The following is a 23,855-nucleotide window of genomic DNA, read 5'->3' on the forward strand; positions in this document are numbered from 1 at the left end:
CCGGCCTGGGGGCCTGAAACCAAGATCGAATCATATGTTTCCCCAGGTGAGGCTCATGCGCTGTGCAGATGTACGACAACTGCAACAACCAGGGCGTCGGCGCCCAGGGCCGGTACACCGCGATGCGCGACGCCCTGGCCGCCACCGGCCGCCCGATCCTGTACAGCCTGTGCGACTGGGGCCAGGAGAACGTGTGGACCTGGGGTGCGGGCGTGGGCAACAGCTGGCGCACCACCGGCGACATCAACGCCTCCTTCGGCAGCATGCTGTCGATCTTCCACGCCAACGCCGCCCTGGCCGGCTACGCCGGGCCCGGTGGCTGGAACGACCCGGACATGCTGGAGATCGGCAACGGCATGTCGGCCACCGAGGACCGCACCGAGTTCAGCCTGTGGGCCGAGATGGCGGCGCCGCTCGTGGCCGGCACCAACATCGCCAGGGCGAGTTCGACCACGCTGAGCATCCTGTCCAACAAGGCGGTCATCGCCGTCGACCAGGACTCGCTCGGCAAGCAGGGCCGGCTGGTGTCGTCCGCCGGCGGTCATGACGTCATGACGAAGCCGCTGGCCAACGGCGACGTGGCGGTGGTGCTGTTCAACGAGACCGGCTCCACCGCGACCATCGCCACGACGACCGGCGCCGTCGGCAAGACCGGCGCGAGCCGGTACACGCTGACCGACCTGTGGACCGGCGCGACCTCGACCACCACCGGCGCCATCAGCGCCAGCATCCCGGCCCACGGCACGGTCATGCTGCGAGTGGCCGGCCAGTGATCGAAGCCGTCCTCCAGTTCGAGGACGGCCGAACGCCCCCTGTGCCCGGCGAACCGGACACAGGGGGCGTTCGGCGAGACTGTGCCTCGACGGCTACAGCACAAGCCGTGAACAACTGAGCGTAACTCAGATACTTGGTGACCGGCTCGGGCGAGTACCCGGGTCAGCCGTTGCGCACCACCCGCCACCGGTTGGTCGCCGCGCCGTTGTCGGGGCCCTGGACGGCGAACGTGCCGGCGCCGGTCGAGTTGTTCTGGATGGCCAGCAGCTTGCCGCTGTTGACGTTGCGGATCTTGCACGTCCCGTCGCCGAGGTCGACGAGCGTCCAGCGGTGGTCGGCGGTTCCGTTGTCCGACCACTGAAGCACGGTCGCGTTGTCCGCGGTCGACATGCTCTGGACACCGAGCACCTTGCCGCTGTTGACGTTGCGGAACCGGACGGCGTCCCCGTCGGTGATCATTTCCCAGTTGTGGTCCGAGGTGCCGTTGTCCGACCACTGCAACGCGCGGCCGCCGTCGGCGGTGGACATGTCCTGGATGCCCAGCAGCAGCCCGCTGCCCGCGTTGACCAGTCGGTAGGTCGTCCCGCCCTGGCCGTTGGCGCTCCAGTAGACCGTGTAGTTGAAGCCCTGCGCATCGTAGAAGGGCGCCAGGTTGACCGTGGCGCCGTTGGCCGTGGCGGTGAAGGCGAGCGCGCCGGCGCTGGTTCGCGTGATCGAGGACGGTTGCAGACTCGGCAGCCCGTTGAGGGAACTGTTGCCGTAGTTGCCGGCCAGTACCACCGGACCGTAGGTGACCGCCGCGACGTTCGCGTTGTCGTTGGCCGCCCGCAGGGCAACCGTCATGGGCAGGCGCACGGTGACCGTGTCACCGGAGACCCAGGATCGGGTCAGGGTGGCGTAACTGCCGGGGGTGGCGGTCACGTTCTGCGTGGCGCCGTTGACGCTGACGGTCGCCCCGCTGGTCCAAGCCGGAATGCGCACACGCATGTCCCACGTCCCGCTCACGTTGCCGGTGACCGTCAGCGTGGTGGTGTCACTGACCGGATAGGACGTGGTCTGGGTGACGGTGATGCCCCGCTGGCTCCAGCTGAGAACCGAGGGCAGGAACAGGTTCACGAGCAACGTGGTGCCGTTGGAGAAGTAGATCGAGTCCGCCAGTTTCGTCTGGGTTTCCAGGCCGGTGCCCTGGCAGCACCAGAACGAGTCGTAGTCGGTGCTCCACGTGCCGCCGCCCCATGCCGGGCCGAGGCCACGACGTCCCCCCGGGTTGAGCGAGCTGAAGTACGTGACGTGCCCGTGGTTGTCGGCCGGGTTCTGCTGGCCGATCATCTGGTTGAGCAGCGCCCGCTCGTAGTAGTCGACCAGGTCGACGCGGTCCGGATACAGCGTGAACAGTTCCCTGGTCAGCTTGAGCATGTTGTAGGTGTTGCAGCTTTCGCAGGTGTCCTGGTTGAGGTAGCCGGCGATGGCGTTGGGCGCGCGGAAGTGCTCGGCCTGGCTGTTGCCGCCGATGGCGTACGTGCGCGTGCCCACCGTGATGTTCCAGGCATTGGTGGCGATGTCGCGGTAGCGGGTGGCGCCGGTGGACTTGTACTCGCGCGCGGCGCCGATCCACTTGGGGATCTGGGTGTTGGCGTGCAGGCCGTTGAGCTGGTCCTGGCCGGCGGCCAGCGGGTCGAACACGGCGGCGTGGTCGAATCGTTGGGCGACGGTCAGCCACCGCGAGTCGCCGGTGAGTTGGTAGATGTCGGTCAGCACCGCGTTCATGCCGCCGAACTCGGTGTTCATCAGCGCCTGCATCTGGGCGTAGCTGAGTCGGCCGGTGCGCCGGTCGACCCACCCGGCCAGGTTCAGCAACACGTCACGGGCCTGGGTGCTGCCGACGTAGCGCGCCACGTCGAGCAGGCCGGCCATCGTCTTGTGCACGCAGTAGTACGGCACGTTGCCGCTGGACAGGCGCCCGGCTTCGAGGTTGTCGAACTCGGACTCGGGAAACCCGGACAGGTAGCCGGCGGTGAACCCGGCGGCGGCGTTGTTGGCCTGGCACTTGGCCAGCTCGGCCACCATGGCGGTGGCCTTGTCCCGGCAGGTGGTGTCGCCGGTGACGGCCCACAGCTGCGCCCAGGCCGTCAGGAAATGCCCCTGGACGTGACTGCGGAACGGGAAGTTCGGCGCGTCCCAGCCGCCGTTGGTGGCGGCGCCGTTGGTGGACAGCCGGTGGTTGGCACGGAAGTTGTACAGCAGTCGGTCGACATCGACGAACCGCAGGTAGTTCTGCGTCCGGTTCTGGTTGTCCAGCCACCGGCTCGCGGTCAGCCGCACCTGGCCGAGATCGAACGGGAACGCCGACGCCCCGGTCTCCGATCGGGCTGAGGCGGGCGCCGCGGCAGCGGGCGTCTGCCCGACGAGGGACGCGGCGGCGGAGGTGAAAACGCTGACCCCCGCGGCTTGTAGCAGCCGCCGACGATTGAAGGACGACACGAGAGCCCCTTTCAGCGACCACGCAGGCAGAGCGCGGCGGACGTTAGCGCTAACATTGACTCCCTGTCACGGTGCTGCTCATGGCGCTGCACCCCATTCGCCGTGACTGAGGGGATCCGGAGGCCCCGCCCATGTCCGCCGAAGCCATGCGTGGCAAGGAGTTTTGTGCGTTGTTCGCCGCTCGCGTGCCTGACTCACCGGCAGCTCCGGACGGGCCACACCGGGTGAAACTTACACAGGCCCAGGGCTTCGGTTTGGCTGAGCCGGCCTGACCGCGGTCACCGGTGGGCCGCGTCGATCGCGGACTGCAGCGACTGGATGTAGCCCTCCGAGGTGTAGGTGGCGCCGCTGACGGTGTCGATCTGTGCCGTCTGGGCTTGCAGCGTCTCCTGCACCAGCTCGGGCACCGCAGCGTCGTTGATCTCGACGTCGCGTCGGCTCTCGTTCGGCACCTGCACGGTCTGCGCGGCGGTGATCCGCCCGCCGGACAGCGTGATCCGCACCTGCACCGGGCCGTACGGTGTGTCGGCCGCGCTGCCGTCGTAAGTGCCGTTCGCGCCGGCGCCGGTGGTGGCCGACGGGCTGCCGCTCGGCGTGGCCGACGAGGGGTCGCTCGGCGTCGTCGGACTACCCGGCACGGCCGAGCCGGCGGGCAGGCGGGTCGTCGGACCGGTGACGCCGAGTGCGCTGGGGTGGGTGCTCGTGCGGTAGCTGAACAGCAGCACGATCACCGACACCGTGGCGGCGAAGGCCACCGCGATCCTGGTCATGTGTTTCCTCCTACCAGGCGAAGCTCTCGGTATGGACGCGGCCGCGGGCGACGCCGGCCGCCGACGCGGTGGCGACCACGAGGGCGGTCCACGCCTCGGGCCCGCACACGTAGACGTCGTGTTCGGCGATGTCCGGCACCAGGTGACGCAGGACAGAGGCGTCCGCGGCGCCCTGGTAGCGGTCCGGCAGCCAGGATCCAAGACGGCGGCGCCCGAGCAGGTACGCCAACCTGACGCCGCGCCGGGCGGCGATCGCGTCGAGCTCGTGGCGGAACACGACATCGCCCGGATTCCCGGCGCGATAGAGGAGCACGGCCTCGCCGGGGCGATAGGGCAGCGTCTCCAGCAGTCCCCGCAACGGCGTGATGCCGACTCCGGCCGCGATCAGCGTGACCTTCCGGCCGCCGCGCACCGAGCCGAGCCGGCCGTACGGGCCTTCGAACAGCGCCCGGACGCCCGGGCGCAGCCGCGCGAGGCGGGCGCTGCCGTCGCCCAGATCCTTCGCGGTGATCCGCAGGTGGACGCCGTTGGGCGCGGCCGACAGCGAGAACGGGTGGCCGCGGGTGAAGCCCGGCCCGTCGAGGAACCGCCAGACGAAGAACTGCCCGGACGCGACGGGAAGCCGGCCGAGGTCCCGGCCGCGAAGGTACACCGACACCACGCCGGGACCTTCGCGGACCACACGGTCGACCACCAGCCGGTGCCGAAGGTTGCGCCCGACCGGCACAGCGATCCGCCAGACCAGCAACGCGCCGGCGGCCACCGCGTAAGCCGTCCACCAGAACACGGTCGCGACCGGCGAGGCGGTGAAGTCCGCGCCCGTCCACAACTGGTGCGGCAGAGCCAGACCGACGCCGACGTACGCGTAGAGGTGCAGCAGGTGCCAGGACTCGTACCGCAGCTTCCGCCGAGCGGCCCGGATCGAGGTCGCCGCCACGAGAACCAGCGCGGCCGTCCCGGCCGTGGCCAGCAGCATGCCGGGATAGGTGGTCACCAGGTCCCACACCTCGGCCAGCAGTCCACTGTGGCCGGTGATCGCGTAGCCCAGGCTGGTCAGCGCGACGTGGGCCAGCATCAGGGTGACCGAGCCGAATCCCACCAGCCGGTGCCGACGGGCCAGCCCGTCCTGGCCGTAACTGCGCTCCGCCCACGGGATCCGGGCCATGAGCAGCACCTGGAGCAGCAGCAGGTCGGCGGCGACAAGACCGGTCAGCCGGCCCAGAGTGGTCAACGGATCGGTCGCGAGGTTCTGCACGCCGCGACCGGCCACCCACAGCGCCACCACGAACAACATGCTCGCCCAGGCCGTCAGGCCGCAGGCGTCACGCCACCACGCCTGAACGGGACGCGGCAGCGTCTGCACGAGCGGGCGCGCGGCGCGGAAGGTGGTGGTCAACGAAGGCTCCAGCGATCGGTTTCCCGCCACCTTGCCCTCGCCGGGTGAGGAGCGAGCGTGGCCAGGTTAAGAGTCCGGTGAGAGCCGGTCGTCGCCCACCGTGAAGCCCACCACGGCGCCACCGCCGGCGCGGGCCGCCACGACCACGTCGCCGCCGTGCGTCAGCGCGACCTGCCGCACGATCGCCAGGCCCAGCCCCGATCCCGGCTGGGCGCGGGCGGTGTCGGCGCGGTAGAACCGGTCGAACACGCGCGCCCGGTCGGCCTCGGCGATGCCTGGTCCGCGGTCGCGCACCTCGACACGGCCGCCGCGCAGCACCACGTCGACCGGTCCGGTGTGGTCGAACTTCACCGCGTTCTCCAGCAGGTTGGTCACCGCGCGGTCGAGCGCCCGGGCCCGCCCGAGCACTCGAACGGGTTCGGTGTCGACGCGAATCTCCCGGCCGGACCGGCGCCGGACCCGCTCCGCGGCGCGGGTCACGACCTCACCCAGGTCCACCGGCTCCGGCGGTTCCTCCTCGGAGCCACGAGTGGCCAGTTCGACCAGCTCGTCCACCAGGTGCGTCAGCTCGCGGGTCTCGCCGTCGACGTCCTCGAGCAGGCGCTCCCGCGCGTCCGGGTTGAGCTCGTCGAAGCGGCGCAGGACCCGGGCGTTGGTCCGCAGGCTGGTCAGGGGCGTCCGCAGCTCGTGCGCGGCGTCCTGCACCAGCCGCTCCTGGTCCTCGCGCGAGGTGGCGAGCCGGCTGAGCATCGCGTCGAACGACTTCGCGAGCCGGCCCACCTCGTCGCGGCCGTCCACGGGCACCTCCACGTCGAGAAGGCCGCTGGAGCTGACCTGCTCGGCCAGCCCGGTCAGCCGCACCAGCCGCCGGGTGACGCGGCGGGCGATGAACCAGCCGGCGGCCGCCGCCGCCACCAGCACCAGCCCGCTGAGCAGGGCGATCATGGTGGCCAGCGAGGACAGGACGTGCCGTGTCTCGTCGACGTCGATGGCCAGCTGCAGCGCGTCGTGGCCGGAGCTCAGCGCGACGGTGACGACGCGGTAGTCGTCCGGCCCGTTCGTGACGTCGTGGTAGAGGTGCTCGCCGGGATGTCCCCGCGCGGCCAGCGACCGTTCGTCCGGAGTGGTCGGCAGGGCGACCGGGCGGCCGCCGACGCGCTGGACGCTCCCGTCGGCGGCGATCCGCTGGGCGACCATCGGCTGTGCCTCGTCGTGATCATCGTCCGGGCCGGTGATCGCCGGGTTCGGCGTGAGCACCGCGGTCGCTCCGGCGGAGATCTCCGCGGCCGTGGTCAACAGCGTGCGGTCGAGCTCGTCGTGGATGCGGTCCGACGCCGTCTGGTAGCTGAACACGCCGACCAGCACCGTGATGACCGCGCCGACGGCGGCGAAGGCGAGCGCGAGCCGGGCCGCGAGGCTCACGCCGACCGCACCGAGTAGCCGACGCCGCGCACCGTGTGGATCAGCTCGGTCGCGCCCGCGTCGTCGAGCTTGCGCCGCAGGTAGCCGATGTAGACGGCGAGGTTCTTCGACTCCGGGCCGAACTCGTAGCCCCAGATGCGCCGGTAGATGGTGGCCCGGTCCAGCACGATCCCGGCGTTGCGGACGAGCAGCTCCAGCAGGTCGAACTCGGTCTTGGACAGGACGATCTCGGTGTCCAGCCACCACACCCGGCGGGCCCCGGGATCGACGGTCAGCCGGTCCAGCCGCAGCCGCTGGGCCGGCCCGCCCGCGGCGTCCGGGGCCGCGCGCCGAAGCAGCGCCCGCAACCGGGCCAGCAGTTCGTCCAGCTCGAACGGCTTGGCCAGGTAGTCGTCGGCCCCGGCGTCGAGCCCGGCCACCCGGTCCGAGGTCTCCACCCGGGCGGTGAGCATCAGGATCGGCGTGCCGTCGCCGTCGGCCCGCAGCACCCGGCACACGCCCAGCCCGTCCACCGACGGCATCATCACGTCAAGGATCAGCACGTCGAACCGCTCCCGCCGGGCGGTGGCCAGCGCGTCGACCCCGTCGCTGACCTCGACGACCTCGTAGCCCTCCAGCTCCAGGGCACGGACCAGCGACTCGCGGATCGCCCGGTCGTCGTCGGCGACGAGCACTCGGTACGGCACCGGTCCATGATGCCGCCACAGTGACCAGCCGGCTCGGGCGGTGTCTGCTTCGGACACTGCGGTCAGTGGCCGCCGCGGGGCGCGGGCTCGGAGCTGAACTTGCCCTGCCAGCTGGCCTGCGCGCCGGAGTCGCCGATGCGGTAGACCTGGTAGCACGCGGCGCCGGCGGCCAGCACGGCGAGGACCGCGATCACCGTCGTGACCGTCTTGGACGCGGGAGCCAGGAAGGTCCTGCGGCGCACGGCCGTCCTGGCCATCGTCGCGGTGCCGCCGGCCGTCGGTCCGTCCACGTCGGACTCGGCCGGCTGTGTGGCGATGGCGTTCTCGCGCTGGCGCCACCAGACGACGAGCGCGAGGACCGCCACCGGGAGCGCGACGAACAGGGCCGTGTCTCCCAGCTCGGTGTGCGCCCGCAGCAGATCCGTGCGAGGGACGCGTCGTTCCAGCCACTCGCCGGCGTCGGTGGTGATCGGCACGAGGGTCACCACGACCACGGCCAGCAGCGCGTTCGCCCCGGCGAGCCGGCGCCGCGCCTGCCGCCAGATGGCGCTCACCGCCAACAGCAGGGCGTTCAACGGCAGCAACACGACGATCGCGTGCACGAGCAGGATATGGGCGGGCAGACCGTCGATGGTGCTCATGACTTCCTTCGTGATCGACCGGAATCGTCGGTGATCACCATCGCGTAGCCGGGTGAGCGCTCGATGTGTCCACGGTGAGAATGCGGTAAGAGCGTTGTCGGTGGTGGCGAACCGGGACAAACGAAATTCCCCACGCTCTGTGCCACGAAAGCACGGCCAATGGATCCCGCCACGCGCGCTTCTGAAACTTTCACCAGGTGTCGTCGTCCGCAGGTGCGCATGACCTGCGGGAGCATCCTGACGGCACGGCCGGCGCTTGAGATCGTCACTACCGGTTGCCAGGCTGGCCGCGATCGACGTCTACCAGGGCGTGAGCCCGTCCGCGATCGCTCGGAGAGACTCGTCGACGACAGGCTCGGAGGGCTTGTATGTCTCGAACCAGACGCATCCGAGTGGTCGCCGTCATGGCCGCCACGCTCGTCTGTCTCGGGACGAGTCAACTGACCGCCAGTGCCGCGACGACGGTGGTGATCAACCCCGGCACGACGTTCCAGCGCATCGACGGATTCGGTGTCTCCGAAGCGTTCGGTCAGGCCAACGCCATCCGCAACGCGGCCGGCGCGACCCGTCAGCAGGCGTTGGACATGTTGTTCGGCACGGCCGACGGCGCCGGGTTCAGCATCCTGCGCAGCCTCATCCCCTCGGGCAGCGACTCCATCGAGCCGAAGTCGCCGGGCAGCCCGTCGGCCACGCCCACCTACGTCTGGAACGGCAACGACGAAGCCACCGACCAAGGACAACTGTGGTTGGCCCGACAGGCCAAGGGCTACGGGGTGACCACCTTCTACAACGATGCGTGGAGCGCTCCCGGCTTCATGAAAACCAACGGCAGCGACTCGAACGGCGGCTCGTTGTGCGGCACCACGGGTGCGTCGTGCTCATCCGGTGACTGGCGGAAGGCCTACGCCAACTATCTGGTGCAACACGCGAAGTACTGGGCGTCGGCCGGGCTCACCCCGTCGGCACTGGGTTTCGTGAACGAGCCCTCCCTGAAGACCAGCTACGCCAGCATGCTCGTGAGCGCGTCTCAGGCCGCCAGCTTCATGCCGACCTTCTCCGCCGCCTTGACGGCATCGGGCCTTTCGACCAAGGCCGCGTGCTGCGACACCCTCGGCTTCAACCTGCTGCCCGGCTACATCAGCGCCGTGGGCAACGCCAACGCCGGACTGTGGACCAGCCACGGTTACTCCAGTGCCCCGGCCGCCACCGTCAGCTCCGGCGGCCACAGCGTCTGGGAGTCCGAGTGGGGGGTGAACGGAAGCACCAGGAACACCTCGTGGGACGACGGCAGCACCAGCGCCGGGTTCACCTGGGCGCAACGCATCCAGACCGGCATGACCCGAGCCGACCTCAACGCTTTCCTGTACTGGTGGGGAATCAGCTCGACCGGCCACGACAGCGCCCTGATCGGCCTGTTCGGCTCGACCCTGAAGGCGTCCAAGCGGTACTACGCGCTGTCCAACTTCAGCCGGTTCATCCGCCCCGGGGCGACCCGGATCGGCGCCACCAGCGGCGACAGCAACCTGACCGTCTCGGCGTACCGCAACAGCAACGGATCCACCGTGATCGTCGTGCTGAACACCGGATCCAGCAACGTGTCCGCCGCCTACACCGTGAGCGGCAAGTCGGGCGGCGCCGCCACCCCGTTCCTGACCAACGCCACCAACAGCACCGCCGCCCAGGCCGCCGTCGGGCTCAGTGCCGGCGCGTTCACCGCGACCGTTCCCGCCCGGTCCCTTGTCACCTACCTGATCCCCTGAGCGTCGAAGGACGGCGTCGTTGCGGCACCTGACCTGCCCCGCAGCGCAGCCGACCGCACTTCCCGCCACCCGTGAAACCTCGCCCCATCGGAGGAGCCATGAAGCTCGCTCGCAGTCGGTTCTGGCTCGCGGCGATAACCATCCTCGCGATCGGCACGACCGGTGGCGTCGCCACTGCCTCGCCGAACGGTTCCGAGGGCGACCGCTGGGTGGCGACCTGGACGTCGATGCCGCAGCTGACCGAGCCGTCCAACATGCCGCCCGCCCCGTACACACAGGGCGACCAGGTCATGGTGGACACCACACTGCGCCAGACCATTCACGTCTCGGTCGGTGGCTCCCGGTTCCGGCTGCACCTGAACAACGTCTTCGGGGGCGCGCCACTGCCGATCACCGCCGCGTCCGTGGCGGCGCCGACCGGCGGCGCCGCCGGCGTGAGCGGGATCCGGGCCGGCACGGCCAAGACCGTCACCTTCGGCGGCCGACGATCGGTGACCGTCCCGGTCGGCAAGGAGACGAGCTCCGACCCGCTGGACGTCAGCGTGCCCAGCGGCGCCAACCTCACCGTGACGCTCTACCTCGCCCAGGGGCAGGCATCGAGCCACATCACGTCACACCCCGGCTCCCGCACCACCTCCTACCTGACCAAGGGCAACCACCTCACCGACACCGCCCTGACCGACACGACGCCGGTCGACCACTGGTACTTCCTCAGCGGCCTGGATGTGTGGGGACCGCCGCACACCGGTGCGGTGGTGCTGCTCGGCGACTCGCTGACCGATGGCCGCGGCTCCACCACCAACGGCAACGACCGCTGGCCCGACGACCTGTTCGCCCGGCTCCACAAGCACGGCGCCACCGCGGACGTCGCCGTCGCGAACGAGGCCGCCGGCGGCAACGCGGTGCTCAGCGGTGGACTCGGCCCCACCGCGGTGTCCCGCTTCGACCGCGACGTCCTCGGCCAGAGCGGCGTCAAGTGGTTGATCGTCTTCGAAGGCGTCAACGACCTCGGCGCCAACGGCTCACCCGAGACCGCTGCCGCCCTGACCGCGGCGTACCGGCAATTCATCACCAAAGCCCACGCGGCCGGCATCAAGGTGTACGGCGCGACGATCACACCATTCGGCGGCAACAGCTACGACGACCCGGCCGGCGCCCACGAGGCCGCCCGCCAGGCGGTCAACTCGTGGATCCGCACCAGCGACCAGTTCGACGCGGTGGCCGACTTCGACCAGGTCGTCCAAGACCCGGCCGACCCCCACCGCATCCGGCCGGCCTACGACACCGGTGACCACCTGCACCTCGACCCGGCCGGATACCTGGCCCTCGCCAACGCCCTGCCGTACACCCTGTTCACCCATTGAGGCTTGACAACGGTTTCAGCGGGCACCGGCCTCCTCCCGGCCAGTGGTGCGGTGAGATCGGTGTAGGCCAACAGTTCAGCTCGACGCGAGTGCCTGCCCGGTGATCCCCGGTCAGCGGCGGCCGGTGGCCAGGATGACGAGGAACTGGCCGCCGCCCGCCTCGATGGCGGCGGTCACGGGCAGCCCTGGCACCAGCCGGGAGAACCTGTCCACCAGCCAATCCGCCGCCTCCTGGGCGTCGCGTTCGGTCGGGCAACGGGCCACCATCTCGCGGCCCCCTTTGCGCTCCAGCCTCCCGGCGACGGTGATCAGCGGCGCGGGTTCGACCACGTGCAGGCGGTCCGGCCAGGCGATGACCACTTTGACCGCGCCCTTGCGGGTGTTGCACCCGCGGTGCGCGAGTCGCTCGGCGACCTTGGCCTTCCGGTCGGCGGTCCGGCTGTCGACGCTGGGCCCCCGCGGATCGTTCACGGACATGTCGGGGTCGACCGGTTCGTCGCACACCCAGCACCGCCAGCCGTCGCGCTCGGCCACATCATCGAGGAGACTCACCCGGGCAAACTAGCCTGCCCGACCGCCGCCTCGCGCACCGCACTCAAGTCGAGCGCCACCAGGCGGGGACACCGCCATCCACTGGTTGGTTGACGCGGACCTCAATCGTGGCGATTCCCCCGTGTGGAGGGTGTCCAGGTGCTTATCGTGTGCTCGTGGTGAGCGCCGGTTGGGGACCGGCGTCGGGGGAGTTGGGTATGCGCAACGAGGGGGACCGTTGGGCGCCGTCGATCGAGTGGAGTTTCGACTGCTGGGACCGGTGGAGAGCTGGCGCGGCGCGGAGCGGCTGCCGGTGTCCAGTCGGCACCAGCGCTCCGTGCTGGCGGCGCTGGCGCTGAGCCCGGGGCGCGCGGTGTCGGTCAGCGCGCTGGTCGACGCGGTGTGGGAAGAGAATCCGCCGGCGTCGGCGCGCAGACAGGTGATCAAGCTGGTGTCTCGGCTCCGGGCCACTCTGGGCGACGCGATCACCACCAGATCGGGCGACTACGTCCTGAATGCCGAGCCGAGCCAGGTTGACGTCGGTGTTTTCGAGGAGGCGGTGGCCGAGGCCCGGCAGCTCGCGGTCACCGATCCGGCGGGTGCGGCCGATGTCGTGCGGAAGGCGCTGAGCCTGTGGCGAGGCCCGGCGCTGAGCGGAGTCACGCCGGGTCTCGCAGTGCAGGCCACGCGGTTGGAGGAGAGCCGTCTCACGGCGCTGGCAGACGCCATCGACTGGGAGCTGGCCACCGGCGGCCACGCGGCGGTGGTGGCCGAGCTGACTGTGCTGGTCGCCGACCATCCGTTGCGGGAACGGCTGGTTGGTCAGCTGATGGTGGCCCTGCACCGGTCGGGGCGCACGACCGAGGCGTTGGGGGTCTATCGCCGCACCCACGAGCGGCTCGCCGAGGATCTCGCGCTGACGCCCGGCGCGGAGCTGCAACAGCTGCACGTGACGATCCTGCGCGACGACGCCGTCCCGACCGCACCGGCACCTCCGTCACGCACGGTGCCGCGGCAACTGCCCTGCGCGGTAGCGGGTTTCACCGGTCGGGCGTCGCAGCTCAAGGAGCTCACGGCGTTGCTGGACCGGGACGAGACCGTGGTGATCTCGGCGATCAACGGCACCGCTGGTGTCGGGAAGACGGCGTTGGCCGTGCACTGGGCGCACCAGATCGCCGACCGCTTTCCCGACGGGCAGCTCTACGTCAACCTGCGCGGCTACGACCCCAGCGGCGAGCCGGTGCAGCCGGCGGAGGCGATCCGGGGTTTCCTTGACGCGCTTGGCGTGCCAGCGCCGCGGATTCCGACCGGCTTGGCCGAGCAGGCGGCGCTGTATCGGTCCCAGTTGGCCGACCGCCGGATCCTCGTGGTGCTGGACAACGCCCGCGACGCCAGTCAGGTCCGGCCGCTGCTGCCGGGCTCGGCCCAGTGCCTGACCGTCGTCACGAGTCGGGACGCGCTCGGCGGCCTCATCGCCAGCGAGGGGGCACGCGCCGTCCCGGTGGACCTGATGAGCACCGCCGAAGCCCACGACCTGCTGGCCAGCCGGCTGGGCCAGGAGCGGCTGGACGCCGAACCGCAGGCGGTCAGCGACCTGATCGAGTTGTGCGTGCACCTGCCGCTGGCGCTCAGTGTGGCGGCCGCGCGAGCAACCCTCACGTCGATGCTGTCGCTGGCCGAGCTGGCCGGGCAGCTGCGCGATGTCCGGGATCGCTTGCACGCCTTGGACATCGGGGACACGGGGGTCGACGTCAGCGCGGTGTTCTCCTGGTCCTACCGGACGCTGAGCGCCGCGGCGGCCCGGATGTTCCGGCTGCTGGCCCTGCATCCGGGCCCGGTCATCTCGGTGTCGGCCGCCGCCAGCCTCACCGGCACCGACCGCGTCCGGACCCGGGTGGCCCTGGTCGAGCTGACCAGGGCGCAGCTGCTCACCGAACCCGGCACCGGCCGGTTCGCCTATCACGACCTGCTGCGGGCGTATTCGGCCGGCAAGGCGTGCGAGGACGAGGACGAGCAGGCGCGCCAGGACGCCATGCACCGCATGCTCAACCACTACCTGCACACTGCGCACGCGGGCGTGTTGCTGCTCAACCCGCCCAACGACCGGCTGTTCCTCGGGCGGCCCCGGCCCGGGGTCGTCGTCGACGAACTCGCCGACGATGAGCAGGCGTGGCAGTGGTTCACCACGGAGTGGCTGGTGTTCGCGGCTGCCGTCGAGCGCGCCGCCGGCGCCGGATTCGCCACCCACGCCTGGCAACTTGCCTGGTGTGTAAGCAGTTTCAGCATCCGTGCCGGGCACTGGAGACAGCTGGTCGCCACCCAGCTGGTTGCGATCGCCGCGGCCGAACGCGCCGGTGAGCCGCAAGGGCAGGCGTGGTGCCTGCGCGAACTGGCGCGTGCGTACATCCGCCTCGGCCGTCACGCGGACGCACGGGACAGCCTGCGCGGTGCGATCGCCCTGGACGAGCGGCGCGGCGACCTGGTCGGCCAAGCCCGCGGCTACAACACCCTCGGCATCGTGGCCTACGCGCAGGACGACTATCAGGAAGCCCTGGAGCACGGCGAGTCCGCCTACGCGCTGTTCCACGCGGCCGGACACGTCGCCGGGCAGGCAGACGCGCTGAACGCGATCGGCTGGATGCAGACCCAGCTGGGCCGGCACCGGGAGGCACTGCGGTACTGCGACGAGGCTCTCGCCCTGCACCGGGTGGTCGGCAGCCGGCACGGCGAGGCGGACACCTGGGACAGTATCGGCTGCGCCCACCACAACCTCGGCGAGCACCGGCTGGCAGTCAGCAGCTACCACAACGCCCTTGTCCTGTACGAGAAGTTGGGCGCCCGGCATCCCCAGGCCGACACGCTCATCCGCCTCGGCGACACCCATCGGGCGGCGGGCGACCGCCGCGCCGCGCACGACGCCTGGCGGCAGGCCCTGCCCATCCTCGACGACCTGCACCACGCCGACGCCGACGTCCTGCGCGCCCGACTGGCCGAACCGGCGGCGTGAGGCCGAGGGAACCAGGCGGGTACCGGACGGGTACCGAGCCCGGACAAGCTGACTGGCGTCGACCGGCCCGTGCGCGAAAGGGAATTCGCAAAACCGCGCGGGCCATAACAAAGGGGGAGCGTCTTGACGTCGAAATCCCGCATTGTTCGCCTAGTCGCTGTGGGAGCGTTCGCCGTGTGCGCGGCCGTTCTGTCCGCTGGTTCCGCGAACGCCGTCGCGGGTCCTCCTGGCGGCGGCGGTGGCACGATGCTCGGCCTGTACACCCAGCCGCAGTGCTATTACCTCGGCAACTCGGCCGTCAGCAGCCACCGGTATTCCCAGTTCTCGTGCGCGTTCGACCACCTCCAGTGGGACAACACCGAGATCGACCAGCTCTGGGTGGCCTGACCGGCGCGTCTTCTCGGGGAATCCGACTGGCGTCATCAGGAGGGGAATGTCTTGAGAACAGTCATGAAACGTGCGGCGCAAACGGCGCTTGCGCTGGCGTTGACGATCGCACCGCTGGCCGTGGCCGGGCAGGCGCAGGCGGCCGCGCGGCCGATGGCCTCGTGCGGCAGCGAAGTGGCCAACACGCCCATCTACTTCAGCGGTTACTCGCAGCAGGTCGCCTCGCTCAAGCTGACCAGCGGCGGCTGTTCGTATCTCTGGATGTGGAGCTGGTTCACCGCGAGCCACTCCGGCTGGACCGTCGGCCTGACCACGTGTCCCTCCAGGCTTCGGCCGCCCGGTTACCCGGTCTACCCGATATCGGACGGCAATGGTGCGGTGGCGGAGGGCTGCGCCCGCCCGTACGTGTGGACGAACACCTCGCAGCAGGAGTTCTACGGGCCCGCCGCCGGTGTGCTGTCCACCTGTGAACACGCGACGCTCCAGATCTTCTACAACAGCGAGAAGCAGCGGGACGACGGGACCGACATCTGTTTCGCCTGAACCTCAGGAGGCAACGTGCACAAGAAGTTCGCCGCGCTCGCCGTGGCTGTCTCCATCGCGGGCCTTGGCGCGGCGTCGACGGCTTCGGCCTCGGCCTCGACGACTACGCCCACCACGGTTTCACCGAATTTCACCAGGGTCAGCTGCTACGGGCCGTACGTCAAATGGCCGGTGAAGATCGTGCACTACGGCTGGGACGACCAGTGCTTCCAGTTCCCGAACGGCGGCGGTGAGACGCTGTACTCGAACGACTACTACGACGAGGTCTGGGCCGGCGGCTACCGGATCACCGTCTACTATGCGGGGGACAAGCCGCACAGTCGCAACCCGGGCGAGATGGTCAAAGAGCCGGGCGGTCTGCTCCAGAAGATCGTGGTGATCGGCTAGGGCGTGGCCGACAAGCGGTGGTCAGGTGACCACCGCATGGAGGACGATCGCCGCCCGGTAGACCACGGCAGGTTGTCATACCGGGTGGCGATACCCCGCCACTGCTTGATCACCGCGAAGCCGCATTCGATCACGGTGCGGCTTCGATAGTCCACCGCGTCGAACACTGGTGATGCGCACGGCCGTGGCGTCGTCGGGCACGACCGTGCGCAACCTGGCCGGCGCGGGCTCTCTAGGGTTGAAGGTCGCGCACGTACCAGCTGCCTGACTTACCGCCGAGATCGGCCGGGGCGGCCGGGCCGGCCGAAACGAACCCGGCCTTGGTCAACACCTTCTGGGACGCGGTGTTGCCGTGGGAGGTGGCCGCCCGCAGTGCGCGCAGCCCGTGCCGCGTTGCCGCGATCCGACACAGCTCCCGGACGGCCGCGGTCGCCACGCCGCGGCCTGCGGCCTGCTGTGCGACCCGATAGCCGAGTTTGGCAGTGCCGTCCTCGAGGTCGTACAGGTTGAACCGGCCCAGAACCGAGCCGTCATCAGCGACGAGCACGTAGAAGGCACAGATGCCGGCCTCCTGCTCAGCCAACAAATCGCTGTGCCGGTCGGAGAACTGGTCGAAGAACTCGTCGCCGCGGTCGGAGACCGAAGCGGCGAAGTAGGCGCGGTTCACCAGCTCGAAGGCCAGGACCGCTGGGGCATGGCCCGCATGTAGCTGCTCAAGCTCCGGCACTGCCCAACTCTACCCAGCCAGTGCGCTGAGGCCGGATAGGGAGACGAACGGCATCGGGCCTCCCATGCGAAAAATTCTGCCGGGGTCTGTCGATCCCGGCTACCGTCGTTCGACGCGTAGTCGACGGGGCCCACCGGGCGCTCAGTGAACGACCTAGCGAGACATTGAGGACAGTTCCATGACCGAGCTGAACGCGGACCACACCCGGCGAGCGATCGTCGAACACACCCGACACCTGGCGGAATCAGCCGCCGCTGCCGGGCCCGACGTCGCCGTGCCGACGGCACCGAAGTGGACCATCGCCGACCTGGTCGAGCACGTGGGCCAGACCCAGCACTGGGTCGCGGAGATCATCGAGCGGCGCATCACCGACCCCACCCAGCTGCCGACCGAGCTGGCCGTGCTTCCCACCGATCCTCGCGAGTGGCAGGCCTGGCTGTCGGCGTCCGCACAGCGGGTCGCGAGCGCATGCTCCGATGACGCGCTCGACGCGCCGGTGTTCAACGCCGCCGGGGACGAGCGGTCCGGGACGCGATTCTGGATGGCCAGCATGCTCAACGAGGCGGTCGTCCATGGCTTTGACGCCGCCAACGCCGCGGGCCGACCGGCCGACATCGACGCCGACGTCGCAGCCGTGCTCATCAGCAACCACCTCGCGATGCTCACCTCCCCCACGTGGGAGATGCAGCGGCCCGAGTCCGCCCAGGCCATTCGGGGCACCGGACAGACCCTGCGGTGGCTGGCCACCGACACCGCGGACGACACGGGCGCCTGGTTCGTCGAACGGAGGCCTGACGGGGCAACCCGTCGGCCCGGAACCCAGCAGGCCGACGTGACGATCACCGGCCCGGCACGATCGCTGCTGCTGACCTTGACCCGACGACTCCCGCTCACCGACCGCGAGATCAGCGTCGCCGGCGACACCGACCTCGCCCAGCACTGGCTCGACAACACCGCTCACGCCAGCGGCTGACGGCAACGGGACCCGGGGCTGATCACCTGCACCACGCGGCTGGCGGGCGAGGTGCGGGACCAGGACAGCAACATCATGATCATCCACCGGCCGGTCATGATCATGGTCGGATGCCGCCCATCGTCCGACCTCCACGTTCCACGTCGCGCGACCTGCGGTATGACAGGACGTTCGTTCTTGGGCGTGTTTACTCGGGGGCGCTGAAGTCGGCGATGGACACGACCCGGCCCGGCCCGGACCGCCGGTCAGGGCAACGAGTTCGGGGGATGATCCCGGACCCGGCGATGTCCACGGCGGCGTCGACGACGCCGGTAGGAGCCAGTGCACGAATCCCGTCGACGAGGCCGGGGCCGGGTGGCGCGTTCGATGCGTCAGTGGGAGATGGCGAGCACGTGTTTTCCCATGACGCCGCCGTGTTCGAATGCCTGGTGCGCAACGGCGATGTCGGTCAGCGGGTACACGCTGTGCACGGTCGGTCGCAATGCGCCGGAGGTGACGTGGCCGGCCAGGTCGTCCAACACGGCGGAATCGGGATTGGCGCTGAACGTGCGAATACGCCGAGCGCCGTGGATGGTCGACGCCGCGATCGCGGCCAGTGCGGGAGCCGACAATCCGACGGTGACCATCCGGCCGCCCTTGGACAGCCTGCTGCGGTAGCAGTTCAACTCGGAGCCGACCGTGTCGAGAATGACGTCGAACGGACCGATCTCGTCCGAGGTGGTGGCACCGTAGTCGAGGACTTCGTCGGCTCCCAGGTCACGCAGGGCCGTGGCGTGGCGGTCGCGGGCCAGCGCGGTGACATGGCCGCCCATCGCGTGAGCCAGTTGCACGGCTGCGGTCCCGACGCCACCCGCCGCGCCACGGACCAGGACCCGTTGGCCATCGCCCAGCCCGACACTGTCGCGCAATGCGATCAACGCGGTGCTGCCCGTGACGACCAGGGACGCTGCCTCGATCGCCGAGACACCCGCGGGAGCGAGTCCGATGCGGTCGGCGGTGACCACGACGTATTCGGCCGCCGCGGCCGTGGTGTGTCGCTGCCGCGGGTGCACCATGCCCCACACCCGGTCCCCGGCGCGGTAGCCCTCGACGCCGGCGCCGATCGTGACGACCACGCCGGCGAAGTCCAGACCGGCGCCGATCGGGAACCTACGGCCCGACACCATCTTTACTTTGCCGGTGCGGACGATCGTGTCGTGTCCGTTCACGCTGGATGCGTCGACCGCCACCAGGACCTCACCGGCGCCGGGCGAGGGGGTCTCGGTTTCGGTGACCCGAAGGACGTCCGGCGTCCCGAAGCTCATGATCTGTGCGGCCTTCATGTCGCGGTTCCTTCCGTGATCGGCTGGTGCGACACCGATCCTCGGCCATGCTTGCGTCAGGTCGGTCGTTCGGGTTTTCCTGGGACCGCCGGACCCACCCTCGTCCGTCACACCACCGGCATACTGGGTCGATGACCGACGATCCCCGCCGCGCGCTCGCCGACTTCCTACGGACGCGGCGAACCCGGGTACGGCCGCAGGATGTCGGCCTGGAGCCGGGTCCGCGACGGCGCGTCGCCGGGCTTCGCCGCGAGGAACTGGCCCTGCTGGCCGGCGTGAGCTCGGACTACTACCAGCGCATGGAGCAGGGCCGTGACGTGCGGCCCTCCGACCAGGTCCTCGACGCCATCGCCCACGCGCTGAACTTCTCCGCCGAGGAGACCCGGCACCTGCACAGCCTCGCCGCCGCCGCGCGCACCCCCGCCCGCCCCGTACGCGTGTACCCACCGGAGGAGGTGCCGGCGACCACGGTGCGGTTGCTGCACGCGACGACGTCGCCCGCCCTGGTCGTCGGGCGCTTCCTGGACATGCTGGCCTGGAACCCGCTGGCCGGCGCTCTGCTCGGCGCGTTCACCGAGTTGCCCCAGGCCGAGCGGAACCTGCTGGCGCTGTTACTGCACCCGGAGGCCGACCAGACGTGCCCGGAGCGTGCGGCCACCGTCGCCGAACTGACCGCAATGTTGCGGGCCCAGGTCGCCGCCCAGCCGGGGCACCCCCGCGCGGTCGAACTGGTCGGTGAACTGGCGGTACGCAGTACCGAGTTCGCGATGCTGTGGGCCCGCCACGACGTCGAGGACACGACACGCGGTCGGATGCGCGTCAACCACCCGCTGGTCGGCGAGCTGAACCTCGACTGGGACGCCTACCCGATGCCGGGTGCTCCCGGTCCCGTGCTCATCGTCTACACCGCGGAGCCGGGCGGCCCGGACCACGAACGACTTCAGCTGTTGACGAGCTTGCTCGACGCACCCGGCACAACAACCGCGTCCGCCTGGCCAACGTGACGCTTGGGGCCCTGCTCGTGATCAACGCCATTGATCGGGCCGCCCCGGCGGACGTCCGCCACACGATCTGCGGCATGAGAGTGCGTTTGTCTAACCTGGGCCGACAGGCAGCGCTGCCGCTACAGGCAGTCCGCCTCCAGTATCAGTACCGTCATGTCCAGAAGCCTTTGGTAGTACTCGCGACTGTAGGCATCCAACTCGGGGATAACCCGAACGAGCCGCTGTTCGCACTCGGCGAGGACGTTCCATCTCCAGTCGTCCAGGAGACCTTGCTGCTTCAGCCAGACGGAGACGCAACCGGCTGGGTCCGCATCAAGCATCACCATGTCGAAGCCGGCCACATCGGCACCTCGCCATCGGGCCGGGAACGGAGCCTTGGTGTGGGCCTCGAAAACCATCGTGACTGCTGCCAGGCGATCCGTGAGATCCAACGGCCTCCTTCCCTAAGCAACGAAGCAATGATACGGGCACACGCCCATCGGTAGTAGCGGACGTCCGCGACGCTGTCATCGAATTGATCGTCGGAGTTCTCGACGGCCGTGGCAAGCTTCGGGCTGTGAACCCTGTCGTCACACAGATCCTGACCATCGCCGGTGTCCTGCTGGGTTCCGCCGCGACGTTCGTCGTCACCACCGCTACCGAGCGATTGCGCTGGCGGCGCACGCAGTCCACGCGATGGGACGACAAGCGTCTGGCGGCCTACACGGAGTACGCGAACGGCGTAAAGCGCATGGTTCGGTTGTGCCGGCGCATCGCCGAGACCAGGAACCTGCTCGGCAGCGGCCGACCCATCGACCTCGACGCCGCGTTCGCCGAGTTGGCCGATGCCGAGACGGAACGCGCTCTGAACTGGGAAACGGTTCTGTTGCTTGGTGATCCCGCCACGATCACCGCCGCTCGAGCCTGGCACGAACAGGTATGGCAGCTCGAACGCCTGCTGCGCGAGGACCGGCCCGAGGAGGGCACGTTCGTCGAGGCGTACAAGAACACCATGCAGCTCCGTAACGACTTCTACGCGTGTGCCCGGGCCGACCTCGGCATCGCCAGCGGCACCTTGCCCGAACTCACCTGGAACTCGCTCCAACCGCCGACCGACCAGTGACACCGGCCGCGGGGCCGGGCGCGAGCCGCCGAGACACACGACCAGCGGCATGAGCGGGCATGGCGGGCGGGCGAAGGTGGCAGCAGTGAGTGAGCCGACGGCGTTGTCGATCTCCAGGTCGATCAGTCGCTGGGCCTGCGTTTCAACAGGCGTGACCAGCCGGTCGCCGACCCACAGCGTGTGGTGGCCAAGGTCTTCGAGTCCGTGGCCGAACGCGCTCAGGCGACGTCGAGGGCGAAGTCCCAGTTCCCCACGCCGTGGCGGGCCAGGCCCATCGTGAGCACGCCCGCACCTTCCAGCCAGTACGCCATCTTCAGGTCGCCGACGTCCAGCGGACGCAATCCGAGGCTCTTGACGAACGCCTCCACACCCGCCTTGGCGTGCGCGTCGTCGCCGGCGATGAAGACGGCGGGGCGGCCCTTCTCCAGGACATGCCGGAAGATCGTGTTGAACGCCTTCACGACGCTGGCGCCGGCCGGTGCCGCCTTGGCGGCTTCCTGCGCGATCGAGGTGCCCTCGCCGTGGACCAGACCGTCGGCCGCGGAATTGAACGGGTTGCTGATGTCGACGATGACCTTGCCCGCGAGGGCGTCTCCGTAGTGGGTGACGGCCGGAACGACGCCGGCGGACAACAGGGCCACGATGACGATGTCCCCGGCCGGGACGGCGCCCCATTCTCCCGTGGTGGCGCTGCCGCCGAGCGCCCTGGCCAGGTCGGCGGCCTTGGCCTGGTCGCGGCCCATGACCTCGACGGTGTTGCCGCCCGCGACCGCCAGCGCGCCGATGGTGCGGGCCATGTTCCCGGTGCCGATGATGCTGATGCTGCTCATAAGTCGTCCCATCCTGACCGAGGGTCGAAAAGGTTGTTTGCTGCGGCTCAGATCGCCGCAGTGCCGCCGTCGACGGTCAGCTCCATCCCGTTCACATAGCTGGAGTCGTCCGAGGCGAGGAACAACGCGACCGTCGCGATCTCTTCGGGGCGGCCCATCTCTCCCCGCGGGATCAGGGACTCGAACTGCCGTTTCGTCGCCTCGTCGAACAACTCCTCCTGCTTCGGCGTGGCGACCTGGCCGGGGGTCAGCACGTTCACCCGGATCCGCCTGTCCTTCAGCTCGGTCAGCCACACCCGGGCGTAGGCCTGTTGCACGGCCTTGCTCGCCGAATACACACTCCACTCGGGATAGCCCTTGAGTGAAGCGTTCGACCCGGTCATGAAGATCGAGCCGCCGTCGTTGAACAGCGGCAGCGCCTTCTGCACCGTGAACAGCGTGCCGCGCGCGTTGAGCCCGAAGGTGGCATCGAAGTGCTCCTCGGTGATCTCGCCGAGCTTGCGCTGCTCGCCCGTGCCGGCGCTGGCCCACAACACGTCGATCGAGCCCTTCTCCCGCCTGACCGTGTCGAACAAGCGGTCCAAGTCGTCCAGATCGGCCGCGTCGCCCGGCACGCCGGTCACGTTCCGGCCGATCTTCCTGACGGCGTCGTCCAGCGCTTCCTGCCGCCGGCCCGAGATGAAAACGTGCGCTCCTTCGTCGACGAACAGCTTGGCGCCGGCCAGTGCCAAGCCACTTGTCCCGCCCGTGATCACTGCCACCTTGCCGTCGAGCTTTCCCACTGTCACTCCATTGCCTCGGGGGTGTTCGAAAACGGCTATGTAAACCGATCTGTGTGCTTAACGTATCAGGCGACCGGTTCACGTGCAAGCTATGTACACCGGTCGTTATCCACCTCGGCTACACTGGAGGCATGACGGAGCAGGAGAAGGGCCCCCAGGGCCGGCGCCGCGGCAGGGGCGCGCGCGAGCGCATCCTCAGCGCGTCACAACAGCTGTTTCGCGAGCAAGGCATCAACCAGACCGGTATGGACCAGCTCTGCGCGGTCGCCGGGGTGTCGAAGCGCACGGCCTACCAGCACTTCAGCGGCAAGGACGAACTCGTCGCCGAGTACCTGCGCCGGTTCGATCCCGACGTCATGTCCGGTGTGTTCGACCGCACCGACCTCACGCCCCGCGAACGGCTTCTCGCTGTCTTCGAGGCGCCCGCGAACGCGACAGAGGACGACGTCACGCCCCTGTGCCCCTTCATCGGAGCGGCCGTCGAGATCCAGGACCCCGACCACCCCGCACGCCAACGCGCTCACGACTACAAGAAAGCCGTTGCCGCACGGCTGGCCGAGACCGCCCGCGAAGCCGGCGCCACCAACCCCGAACAGCTCGGCGAACAACTGGCGCTGCTGCTCGATGGCGCCTCGGCCCGCAATCGGGCCCTCAATGCCGAAACCTTTCCCACCGCTGCCGCCATCGCTGCCGTCCTCGTCGACAGTGCCATCCCCGCGACAGCGCCTCGCTCGGTCGCCTCGCGGTCGAGCACATGAGAGAACCCTTCGACTTCAGGTCGAAGGGGCTGGCGACATAGATCCCGGTGGGCCTCTGATGGCTGGCCGGAGCTTGTTGAATGGCCCACCCAGGGACTGAGGGCGATCTTCGGCCGACATCCGCGCCACCATCGCCGACTTCGCTTCGCGTGGTGTGGAGTTCACCCGCTACGACGGCATGCCCCAGGACTCCCTCGGGATCTGGACC

General features: G+C 69.6%; 23 protein-coding genes. 11 read left to right on the forward strand and 12 right to left on the reverse strand.

What is annotated here, in order from left to right; genetic code table 11:
* Positions 1-68: 68 nt before the first annotated feature.
* Entirely contained in the window at positions 69-773 is a 705-nt protein-coding gene (locus AB0M73_RS46525) for a hypothetical protein (RefSeq protein WP_363906118.1), read from the forward strand.
* Between the two features lie 163 nt (positions 774-936).
* Here the strand turns inward: AB0M73_RS46525 and AB0M73_RS46530 are convergent, their stop codons facing one another.
* The 6 genes from AB0M73_RS46530 to AB0M73_RS46555 form a co-directional block, all read right to left on the reverse strand.
* Entirely contained in the window at positions 937-3,255 is a 2,319-nt protein-coding gene (locus tag AB0M73_RS46530; RefSeq protein WP_363906076.1) for a beta-L-arabinofuranosidase domain-containing protein, read from the reverse strand.
* A 278-nt stretch (positions 3,256-3,533) separates the two neighbouring features.
* Positions 3,534-4,025, reverse strand: a complete 492-nt coding sequence (locus AB0M73_RS46535; protein WP_363906077.1) for an FMN-binding protein — start codon at positions 4,023-4,025, stop codon at positions 3,534-3,536.
* Positions 4,026-4,035: 10 nt separating this feature from the next.
* Positions 4,036-5,421 carry a ferric reductase-like transmembrane domain-containing protein gene (locus AB0M73_RS46540; RefSeq protein WP_363906079.1) on the reverse strand — a complete coding sequence of 462 codons (1,386 nt, stop codon included), beginning with the start codon at positions 5,419-5,421 and terminating at the stop codon, positions 4,036-4,038.
* Between the two features lie 66 nt (positions 5,422-5,487).
* Entirely contained in the window at positions 5,488-6,843 is a 1,356-nt protein-coding gene (locus AB0M73_RS46545) for a HAMP domain-containing sensor histidine kinase (protein ID WP_363906081.1), read from the reverse strand.
* Entirely contained in the window at positions 6,840-7,529 is a 690-nt protein-coding gene (locus AB0M73_RS46550; RefSeq protein WP_363906083.1) for a response regulator transcription factor, read from the reverse strand. Before AB0M73_RS46550 ends, AB0M73_RS46545 begins: the two co-directional genes overlap by 4 nt.
* Positions 7,530-7,591: 62 nt before the next feature.
* A complete protein-coding gene (locus AB0M73_RS46555; RefSeq protein WP_363906084.1) occupies positions 7,592-8,170 on the reverse strand; it encodes a hypothetical protein in 579 nt (192 codons plus the stop codon).
* 368 nt (positions 8,171-8,538) lie between these two features.
* Here AB0M73_RS46555 and AB0M73_RS46560 point away from each other — a divergent pair, with 368 nt between their 5' ends.
* Together AB0M73_RS46560 and AB0M73_RS46565 are read left to right on the forward strand one after the other, a co-directional pair.
* Entirely contained in the window at positions 8,539-9,930 is a 1,392-nt protein-coding gene (locus tag AB0M73_RS46560) for a glycoside hydrolase family 30 beta sandwich domain-containing protein (RefSeq protein WP_363906086.1), read from the forward strand.
* Positions 9,931-10,028: 98 nt separating this feature from the next.
* The gene (locus AB0M73_RS46565; RefSeq protein ID WP_363906088.1) at positions 10,029-11,294 is read left to right on the forward strand and encodes an SGNH/GDSL hydrolase family protein; all 1,266 of its coding nucleotides are present in this window, start codon (positions 10,029-10,031) and stop codon (positions 11,292-11,294) included.
* 111 nt (positions 11,295-11,405) lie between these two features.
* On the opposite strand, the gene AB0M73_RS46570 is transcribed toward AB0M73_RS46565, so the two are convergent.
* Complete coding sequence (locus AB0M73_RS46570; protein WP_363906090.1) at positions 11,406-11,846, reverse strand: hypothetical protein; 441 nt, start codon at positions 11,844-11,846, stop codon at positions 11,406-11,408.
* Between the two features lie 235 nt (positions 11,847-12,081).
* On the opposite strand from AB0M73_RS46570, the gene AB0M73_RS46575 reads away from it, so the two are divergent.
* From AB0M73_RS46575 to AB0M73_RS46590, 4 genes are all read left to right on the forward strand, one after another.
* A complete protein-coding gene (locus AB0M73_RS46575; protein WP_363906092.1) occupies positions 12,082-14,832 on the forward strand; it encodes a BTAD domain-containing putative transcriptional regulator in 2,751 nt (916 codons plus the stop codon).
* A 159-nt stretch (positions 14,833-14,991) separates the two neighbouring features.
* On the forward strand, positions 14,992-15,219 hold the full coding sequence (locus AB0M73_RS46580; protein WP_363906094.1) for a hypothetical protein: 228 nt from the start codon (positions 14,992-14,994) through the stop codon (positions 15,217-15,219).
* Between the two features lie 51 nt (positions 15,220-15,270).
* Positions 15,271-15,762, forward strand: a complete 492-nt coding sequence (locus AB0M73_RS46585; protein WP_363906096.1) for a hypothetical protein — start codon at positions 15,271-15,273, stop codon at positions 15,760-15,762.
* 15 nt (positions 15,763-15,777) lie between these two features.
* Positions 15,778-16,149, forward strand: coding sequence for a hypothetical protein (locus AB0M73_RS46590; protein WP_363906098.1), 372 nt, complete (start codon positions 15,778-15,780; stop codon positions 16,147-16,149).
* Between the two features lie 232 nt (positions 16,150-16,381).
* Here the strand turns inward: AB0M73_RS46590 and AB0M73_RS46595 are convergent, their stop codons facing one another.
* Positions 16,382-16,876: a GNAT family N-acetyltransferase gene (locus tag AB0M73_RS46595; protein WP_363906100.1), complete on the reverse strand. Its 495-nt coding sequence runs from the start codon at positions 16,874-16,876 to the stop codon at positions 16,382-16,384.
* 178 nt (positions 16,877-17,054) lie between these two features.
* On the opposite strand from AB0M73_RS46595, the gene AB0M73_RS46600 reads away from it, so the two are divergent.
* Positions 17,055-17,849: a maleylpyruvate isomerase family mycothiol-dependent enzyme gene (locus AB0M73_RS46600; protein ID WP_363906102.1), complete on the forward strand. Its 795-nt coding sequence runs from the start codon at positions 17,055-17,057 to the stop codon at positions 17,847-17,849.
* Between the two features lie 371 nt (positions 17,850-18,220).
* Here the strand turns inward: AB0M73_RS46600 and AB0M73_RS46605 are convergent, their stop codons facing one another.
* Entirely contained in the window at positions 18,221-19,171 is a 951-nt protein-coding gene (locus AB0M73_RS46605; protein WP_363906104.1) for an NADP-dependent oxidoreductase, read from the reverse strand.
* Between the two features lie 131 nt (positions 19,172-19,302).
* On the opposite strand from AB0M73_RS46605, the gene AB0M73_RS46610 reads away from it, so the two are divergent.
* The gene (locus AB0M73_RS46610; protein ID WP_363906106.1) at positions 19,303-20,175 is read left to right on the forward strand and encodes a helix-turn-helix transcriptional regulator; all 873 of its coding nucleotides are present in this window, start codon (positions 19,303-19,305) and stop codon (positions 20,173-20,175) included.
* A gap of 119 nt (positions 20,176-20,294) precedes the next feature.
* Here AB0M73_RS46610 and AB0M73_RS46615 read toward each other — a convergent pair whose 3' ends face one another.
* Entirely contained in the window at positions 20,295-20,606 is a 312-nt protein-coding gene (locus AB0M73_RS46615; protein WP_363906108.1) for a hypothetical protein, read from the reverse strand.
* 125 nt (positions 20,607-20,731) lie between these two features.
* Between AB0M73_RS46615 and AB0M73_RS46620 the strand changes: the two genes are divergently transcribed.
* Positions 20,732-21,277 (forward strand): hypothetical protein, encoded by a 546-nt coding sequence (locus AB0M73_RS46620; protein ID WP_363906110.1) that lies wholly within the window; start codon positions 20,732-20,734, stop codon positions 21,275-21,277.
* 218 nt (positions 21,278-21,495) lie between these two features.
* Here AB0M73_RS46620 and AB0M73_RS46625 read toward each other — a convergent pair whose 3' ends face one another.
* Positions 21,496-22,107, reverse strand: coding sequence for an NAD(P)-binding domain-containing protein (locus AB0M73_RS46625; RefSeq protein ID WP_363906112.1), 612 nt, complete (start codon positions 22,105-22,107; stop codon positions 21,496-21,498).
* 47 nt (positions 22,108-22,154) lie between these two features.
* Positions 22,155-22,889 carry an SDR family oxidoreductase gene (locus AB0M73_RS46630; RefSeq protein WP_363906114.1) on the reverse strand — a complete coding sequence of 245 codons (735 nt, stop codon included), beginning with the start codon at positions 22,887-22,889 and terminating at the stop codon, positions 22,155-22,157.
* Positions 22,890-23,020: 131 nt separating this feature from the next.
* Here AB0M73_RS46630 and AB0M73_RS46635 point away from each other — a divergent pair, with 131 nt between their 5' ends.
* Positions 23,021-23,647: a TetR/AcrR family transcriptional regulator gene (locus AB0M73_RS46635; protein ID WP_363906116.1), complete on the forward strand. Its 627-nt coding sequence runs from the start codon at positions 23,021-23,023 to the stop codon at positions 23,645-23,647.
* Positions 23,648-23,855: the final 208 nt, after the last annotated feature.

Source organism: Kutzneria sp. NPDC051319 (genome assembly GCF_040682195.1).
In the GTDB taxonomy this organism is placed as follows: Bacteria; Actinomycetota; Actinomycetes; order Mycobacteriales; family Pseudonocardiaceae; genus Kutzneria.

What these genes read in the sequence shown, in the direction of transcription:
- AB0M73_RS46605 (WP_363906104.1), bottom strand. Translation starts at nt 19,171, where the DNA reads ATGAAGGCCGCACAGATCATGAGCTTCGGGACGCCGGACGTCCTTCGG.
- AB0M73_RS46565 (WP_363906088.1), top strand. Translation starts at nt 10,029, where the DNA reads ATGAAGCTCGCTCGCAGTCGGTTCTGGCTCGCGGCGATAACCATCCTC.
- AB0M73_RS46610 (WP_363906106.1), top strand. Translation starts at nt 19,303, where the DNA reads ATGACCGACGATCCCCGCCGCGCGCTCGCCGACTTCCTACGGACGCGG.
- AB0M73_RS46560 (WP_363906086.1), top strand. Translation starts at nt 8,539, where the DNA reads ATGTCTCGAACCAGACGCATCCGAGTGGTCGCCGTCATGGCCGCCACG.
- AB0M73_RS46635 (WP_363906116.1), top strand. Translation starts at nt 23,021, where the DNA reads ATGACGGAGCAGGAGAAGGGCCCCCAGGGCCGGCGCCGCGGCAGGGGC.
- AB0M73_RS46555 (WP_363906084.1), bottom strand. Translation starts at nt 8,170, where the DNA reads ATGAGCACCATCGACGGTCTGCCCGCCCATATCCTGCTCGTGCACGCG.
- AB0M73_RS46525 (WP_363906118.1), top strand. Translation starts at nt 69, where the DNA reads ATGTACGACAACTGCAACAACCAGGGCGTCGGCGCCCAGGGCCGGTAC.
- AB0M73_RS46625 (WP_363906112.1), bottom strand. Translation starts at nt 22,107, where the DNA reads ATGAGCAGCATCAGCATCATCGGCACCGGGAACATGGCCCGCACCATC.
- AB0M73_RS46535 (WP_363906077.1), bottom strand. Translation starts at nt 4,025, where the DNA reads ATGACCAGGATCGCGGTGGCCTTCGCCGCCACGGTGTCGGTGATCGTG.
- AB0M73_RS46600 (WP_363906102.1), top strand. Translation starts at nt 17,055, where the DNA reads ATGACCGAGCTGAACGCGGACCACACCCGGCGAGCGATCGTCGAACAC.